Here is a 6351-nt window from a genome sequence, read left to right on the forward strand (position 1 = left end):
CATCGTGTGCTGGTCGTAGATCTGCTGGGCAATGACTGTCTGCGGCTCGGGCAGATTTAACTGGTAGGGGTCGGCTGCCGCCATCGCCAGTCCGGAATTCCATGCGACCGCCACAATCCCCGCTACACCTGCTGCTGCTTTACTGCTCATATTTCCCCCCACTTGATTACTGATTACAGTACGAGCCAATCTTCCAAAATCTCACAATGTTCGACCCATTACGCAATGCTTCCAGACAGAACATCTCCATGTGAGCGCGCTCAGATCACCGCGGTCGGCGACAAACTGGCGGATATCTGATCTGTCCGGCATAATATCCATATTGCGAATGTCGGTAATTGTGTTATTCTATGGCTTATGCGAATTCAAACATTAAGAACAACGGCATGTCGATAAGTTCAAAGTTTCGGTTCGAAGTCTCAGCTAAATCTTCCGCAGCCATATCGATCCGAAATCGCTTTCTTTCTGACTCACATTGATAACGCATCATGAAACCCAGAACGGCAGGAGCCGCGCGGCACCCTTACGCGCTTTAAGTTCATGTCATGATTCCCCAGACATTCCATTCATTCCGCTTATTCCATCCGACTTGATTCAAGCAGGATGAATGAGCGTAAAAATGACTAGAATGGCCGTTTCATGCGGATTTCGCCAGTCGCCTCTGTTCTGCTCATTTGAGTCGATCTGATTTCTTCCAAAATCCCGTGACACCCGCCCCATTATTCGCATTGCATATCTGCGAAAGAGCGGCTCCTGAAACGCGCAAATTCTACCACAGCAAAATGAGGCGTACAAGGAAGAAACATGATGCTGGCAAATAAAGTCAATAATGACCCTATACTAAAAATCGTTATTTTCCCCTCTTGCAATTGTGGTGATTTTACCCTATTGGAATTGTGGAAATGCTTCGCGGTGGAGGCCAAATATATTACTATGTCATCTATCCTGGTTTTTCTCTTTATGCTGATCGGGTAGAACCGGCAATCTGGGCGTAACCCTGACAAGTGGCCAAAAAGGCGAAAAACCCACCGATTTGCGAGACAGAGATTTGTGGGAAAACATGAAGGGGAAATATGGATCTCCCTTTCGGAGGGCTCCTTGGCGAACGTCGATAGGATTGTCTGTGGGACTTATGCCCCGGCTCCCTTATAATGCGTTATTTTCAATCCGCTATTTCGAGGTACAGAATGGCCGAGACAAGTACCAACATCAGGGCAAGCATGGCGCCCGAACTACAAACCTCCGGCTGGCTTAATACGCCGCACCCCCTGACGCTCGCTTCGCTCCGGGGTAAGGTGGTTGTACTCCACACCTTCCAGATTTTCTGTCCTGGTTGCGTGCAGATGGGCATACCGCAAGCGCAACGAATACATCAGGAGTTTGACCCGAACCGCGTTGCAGTGATAGGACTGCATACTGTTTTCGAGCATCACGAGGTGATGGGGCGCGAGGCGCTCGAAGTGTTTGCCTATGAATACCGGCTGCGCTTTCCAATCGGGATAGACAAATATGACGGAGCCGCGACGGGCGTTCCGATGACCATGCGCGCCTATCAGATGCAGGGTACACCTACTCTCATCCTGATCGATAAAACAGGGCACATTCGCTTGCATAAATTCGGCCATGTGAGCGATCTGACCGTAGGATTTTCGATTGGGGCGCTGCTGACCGAGGAATTCGATGAGTCTGCGGTGACGGAATCGTCGGCGAACGGTGGGGAAAATCCCACTTGCGATACGGAAGGATGCAAGATCTAAGCTCGTCCTGTATCTGAACTTGCGCCAGATCGCAGTCCCCGTGTCACCTCTGCGTGACGCGAACCACGAACTCATGGGAGAGGCGCCCCGTCCTGGAGAATACCGGAACGCCTGCCTGAAACCGACCCCTACCCGTGATGTCCTCTGGGTTTGTCGCTTGGCTTGACCCGCTCCGCAACCTCGGTAAGAACATTCGCGGCGGCTTGCCGCAGGGTATCCGTGATGGCTTGGGTGAGATGAATACCTGCTTCGAACTGGCTATAGGTGGTCGCTTTCAATTGATGGTTGAGCGCCTCGAGTGCGTCTTTCAACTGAGAGCCTACCGCAGTGCCGTTTCGCTTTGCATGGAGAATAATATCTCTCAAGGTAACCTCCACCAGGTCCTGCGCAGCCGAAGCCGACTCCTGCAAAGTTTCGAAAAAAAGATTCTCAATACTTTCAAGGTTGGCACGCAGACGCGTCAACTCTTCTTTTGAAAACGTTTGCGCACGGCCCGCGGCCTCTTCGAGTGTCAGTTTCGAGGCCGCCGCCAGTTGAGCCAACGCGGAATCCAGGCCGGCCACAGCATCTCTCACAGGGGATAAAGTCGTCTGCGACTGAATAGAGGAAGATTGCAACTTCTGCTGCGCTCCTTCACGTACACCTCTCAGTACTGCCCCCATGACATGACGCAGTGAATCCTGGTCATGTCCTTGCCTGCTCAAGGCTTTTACCGTCAGATCCCGCACTTCTTGTTCTATATTCTCTCCTTGCGTCATCCTGCTGCGTACTTCAGCTTCGAGAGTCGATGTATCCTCAATTGCCGCATGAACATTTTCACTGCCAGGTACATTTTGCATGGTTAGCGAGCCTCTCCAATGGTAACAATAGTAAAAAGATACGTCTGATTGCCTTATGCGTTGCGGGGGACAAGCCGCTCGGTTCCGCCCATATAGCCTTGCAAAACCTTGGGAATCGATACGCTGCCGTCTGCATTCTGGAAATTTTCCAGTATCGCCACCAGCGTCCGTCCCACCGCCAGACCCGACCCGTTGAGTGTATGCAACAGTTCAGGCTTACCTTTCTCATTGCGAAAGCGTGCCTGCATGCGCCTTGCCTGAAATGCCTCACAGTTACTGCATGAGGAAATTTCCCGATAAGTGCCTTGCTGCGGCAACCATACTTCGATGTCGTACGTCTTGGCTGCGGCAAACCCCATGTCGGCGGTGCACAACGCCATCACCCGGTAAGGCAGTTGCAGCTTCTGAAGAATTGCTTCGGCATGGCCTGTCAGCTCTTCCAGCGCTTTATAGGAGTGTGCAGGATGGACGATCTGCACCAGTTCCACCTTCTCGAACTGATGCTGCCGGATCATTCCGCGAGTATCCCTGCCGTAGCTCCCCGCTTCGGAGCGAAAGCAAGGGGTATGCGCAGTGAGCTTGATAGGCAGCAACTCAGGATCGACGATACGGTCACGTACGACGTTGCTCAGGGGAACCTCGGAAGTGGGAATCAGATATAAGTCATCATCGTCATGCCCCTCTTGCGGGCTATTGCTATTCGATGGCAACGTTGCAGCAGTCGGCTGGTTCTCCAGGAGAGGTTCGGCTGTTTTTCTTCGTGGAACCTCGAACAAATCTTCCTTGAACTTCGGCAGTTGGCCGGTACCCCGCAAACTTTCCGCATTGACCAGATAGGGCACGTAGGCCTCTGTATACCCATGCTCGCGGATATGAACGTCGAGCATGAATTGAGCCAGTGCGCGATGCAAGTGCGCAAGCGGGCCTGTCAGCAGGCTGAAGCGGGCGCCGCTGATCTTCGCCGCAGTGGGAAAATCCAGTAATCCCAGTCGCTCGCCTATGCTCACATGATCGGCCGGGCTGAAATCAAATGTGCGGGGAGTTCCCCAACGTCGAACTTCCCTGTTATCCGATTCGCTTCTGCCCTCCGGCACGCTGCTGTGCGGCAGGTTGGGTATTTGCAGCAAGATGTGCTGCAGCGCAGCCTGTGTCTGATCCAGCCGGGATTCCGCCTGCTTCAGCTCATCACCCAGATGAGCGACCTCTGCGAGAATCGCACTGGCATCTTCGCCCCTGCTCTTGGCATTGCCGATCTGCTTCGACGCGACATTGCGGCGCGCCTGCAATTCCTGGGTGCAGGTTTGAAGATTCTTTCGTTCCGCTTCCAGGGCAGTGAATTCAGCAAGAGGAAAAACGTAGTTACGCTCGGCAAGAAGCCTGGCAACGTGATCCAGTTGCGTACGTAACAGATGAATATCTAACATCTCGACTCCAAATCGACGCAGGTTCTATCTTATGATTCTTTTTTTGCCTGTTTGTCAAGCTCGCGCAGATACGCCAGTCTTTCGGATATTTTACTTTCGAATCCGCGGCTGGTTGGCCGGTAAAATTCAATTTCCGGCATTCCTTCCGGAAAATAATGTTCTCCCGCGGCATATGCATCGGGATCATCGTGCGCATAGCGGTAGTCGCGCCCGAATCCCATCTCCTTCATCAGTCGCGTGGGCGCATTGCGCAGGTGTTCCGGAACCCGTCGCGACTTGTCTTCACCGATAAAAGAGCGGGTTTTATTATACGCAAGGTAAGCAGCATTGCTCTTGGGAGCGCAGGCAAGATACAGGGCGGCCTGCGCCAGGGCCAGTTCACCTTCAGGGCTGCCCAGCCGTTCGTAAGTCTCCGAAGCATCGAGCGCGATACGCAGGGCGCGCGGATCGGCCAGGCCGATATCTTCCACGGAGGCACGAATGAGGCGCCGGGCGATATAGCGCGGGTCTGCGCCGGTATCCAGCATCCGGCACATCCAGTAAAGCGTGGCGTGCGGATTGGAGCCTCGCAGGGATTTATGCAGCGCTGAAATCTGGTCGTAAAATTCGTCGCCGCCCTTATCAAACCGGCGGGCGGCGCGAGATAACCTCTCGCGCGCGTAATCAACGTCTATTCTTGATATTCCTTCAGCCGCCGCCGCGGTTTTTAGCTGTTCCAGAAGATTGAGCAAACGCCGCGCGTCACCGTCGGCGTATTCGATCAACAATGATCGCGCATCAGCGGTGAAATCCAGCTCAGCCAATGCCAGCTTCCTTGCGCGGTCGAACAGGGTGCCCAGTTCGGTCGGGGACAAGGCAGTGAGCACATACACCTGGGCACGCGATAACAGCGCGCCGTTCACCTCGAATGAAGGGTTCTCGGTCGTGGCGCCGATAAATGTCACCAATCCTTGTTCGACGAAGGGCAGAAACGCATCCTGCTGCGACTTGTTGAAGCGATGAACCTCATCCACGAACAGGATGGTATGGCGGCCGGACTGGTGCAAAACTACACGTGCCCGTTCGATTGCGTCACGAATATCCCTGACCCCCGATAGCACGGCGGACAGCGCAATGAATTCAGCATCAAACGCCGAAGCCATGAGGCGAGCCAGCGTGGTCTTACCTGAGCCGGGCGGGCCCCACAGTATCATTGAATGAGGCTTGCCGGACTCGAATGCAAGACGCAGCGGTTTGCCGGGACCCAGCAAATGGGACTGCCCTACCACATCCTTCAATTCATGCGGACGCAACTGTTCCGCCAGCGGCGCGGCAGGTTGGGCCTGCTCGAACAGATCACTCACTGATCACGTCCACACCCGCCGGGGGATGGAATTTGAATAATTCCGGAGGAAGCTTGCGGTTTTGTTCCACACCCGAAAATTCGAATACGGTAGCCTGGCCGAAATTATCGTGCAATTCCATGACTCTTAGTATCCCCTCCAGGGTAAATCCGAGAAGCACCCGCTCAAATGTACTTTCCCGGGTTTTGGGGGTGGCTTCCACCCACTCGATGTTACCCTGCAGGCCGACTTCCAAAAGATGGAAATTCTTTTCGATATCATTGTTTCCGGCAAGCAGCGCGGCAGGGCTGCTGCCAATGGCGGCATCGAGTTTTCGCACGGTTACCTGAGCAAGATCGCGATCGTAAAACCAGATGCGCTCGCCATCCCCGACGATCAATTGTTCGTAAGGCTTCTCGTATATCCAGCGGAATTTTCCGGGACGCTCGAATTGCATGGCGCCGCTTGCGGTCTGCACTATACGGCGACTTTTGTCGAGAACGGTTTGCGAGAAATCTGCGCGGACAGTGTGTGCATTCCACATGAAGCTCTTGAGACTGCCGATTCCGGTTGCATGGGTTATGGAAGTAAATAAAAGGAGAAAAAGGAACACACAGAACTTTTCGGATAGCTTCATGATTTTGACTATGGATTGGAACCAGGCAAAGAACAGGATCACGGTAATTATAAATAAGCCGCTCCGCTTCGGCGGGCAATTTAAGGCGTCTCTCGAAGTTCCACAATCAATGTCAGGCAGCAAAAGCATGAATAACAGACCGTCACCGGGAACCAATGGTAAAGTAAAAAAGTCTATACATCGCTGGCGGCGGGGTTTTCAGTTCAAGTTTCCACTCCGCGCCAACGGAATGGTGTAATGTTATCTCCAATGTGTATTTGTAATAGGAGGAAACGACATGGCAACAACGATGGGAACGTCGAGCCAGGCCAAGACGAGCGGCCGGGACTACGACATGTCGCTGTGGTATGACTCGAAGTGGTACAAGTTTGG

General features: G+C 53.3%; 5 protein-coding genes. 1 reads left to right on the forward strand and 4 read right to left on the reverse strand.

The window, feature by feature from the left end; translation table 11 throughout:
• Positions 1-1187: 1187 nt before the first annotated feature.
• On the forward strand, positions 1188-1757 hold the full coding sequence (locus BMY01_RS16550; protein ID WP_139176972.1) for a peroxiredoxin family protein: 570 nt from the start codon (positions 1188-1190) through the stop codon (positions 1755-1757).
• Positions 1758-1885: 128 nt separating this feature from the next.
• Here the strand turns inward: BMY01_RS16550 and BMY01_RS16555 are convergent, their stop codons facing one another.
• Genes BMY01_RS16555 through lolA form a run of 4 tightly spaced genes read right to left on the reverse strand, consistent with a single transcriptional unit; the run spans position 1886 to position 5979 of the window.
• Positions 1886-2596: a DUF6781 family protein gene (locus BMY01_RS16555; protein WP_074749213.1), complete on the reverse strand. Its 711-nt coding sequence runs from the start codon at positions 2594-2596 to the stop codon at positions 1886-1888.
• 53 nt (positions 2597-2649) lie between these two features.
• Positions 2650-4020 carry a serine--tRNA ligase gene (gene serS / locus BMY01_RS16560; RefSeq protein ID WP_074749214.1) on the reverse strand — a complete coding sequence of 457 codons (1371 nt, stop codon included), beginning with the start codon at positions 4018-4020 and terminating at the stop codon, positions 2650-2652.
• 29 nt (positions 4021-4049) lie between these two features.
• Complete coding sequence (locus BMY01_RS16565) at positions 4050-5363, reverse strand: replication-associated recombination protein A (RefSeq protein WP_074749215.1); 1314 nt, start codon at positions 5361-5363, stop codon at positions 4050-4052.
• Positions 5356-5979 carry an outer membrane lipoprotein periplasmic chaperone LolA gene (gene lolA / locus BMY01_RS16570; protein WP_074749216.1) on the reverse strand — a complete coding sequence of 208 codons (624 nt, stop codon included), beginning with the start codon at positions 5977-5979 and terminating at the stop codon, positions 5356-5358. Before lolA ends, BMY01_RS16565 begins: the two co-directional genes overlap by 8 nt.
• Positions 5980-6351: the final 372 nt, after the last annotated feature.

This window comes from Nitrosospira multiformis (assembly GCF_900110185.1).
In the GTDB taxonomy this organism is placed as follows: domain Bacteria; phylum Pseudomonadota; class Gammaproteobacteria; order Burkholderiales; family Nitrosomonadaceae; genus Nitrosospira; species Nitrosospira multiformis_A.

Bases quoted from the DNA above. Each gene is read 5' to 3' on its own strand.
- BMY01_RS16550 (WP_139176972.1), top strand. From the start codon at position 1,188: ATGGCCGAGACAAGTACCAACATCAGGGCAAGCATGGCGCCCGAACTA.
- BMY01_RS16555 (WP_074749213.1), bottom strand. From the start codon at position 2,596: ATGCAAAATGTACCTGGCAGTGAAAATGTTCATGCGGCAATTGAGGAT.
- serS (WP_074749214.1), bottom strand. From the start codon at position 4,020: ATGTTAGATATTCATCTGTTACGTACGCAACTGGATCACGTTGCCAGG.
- lolA (WP_074749216.1), bottom strand. From the start codon at position 5,979: ATGAAGCTATCCGAAAAGTTCTGTGTGTTCCTTTTTCTCCTTTTATTT.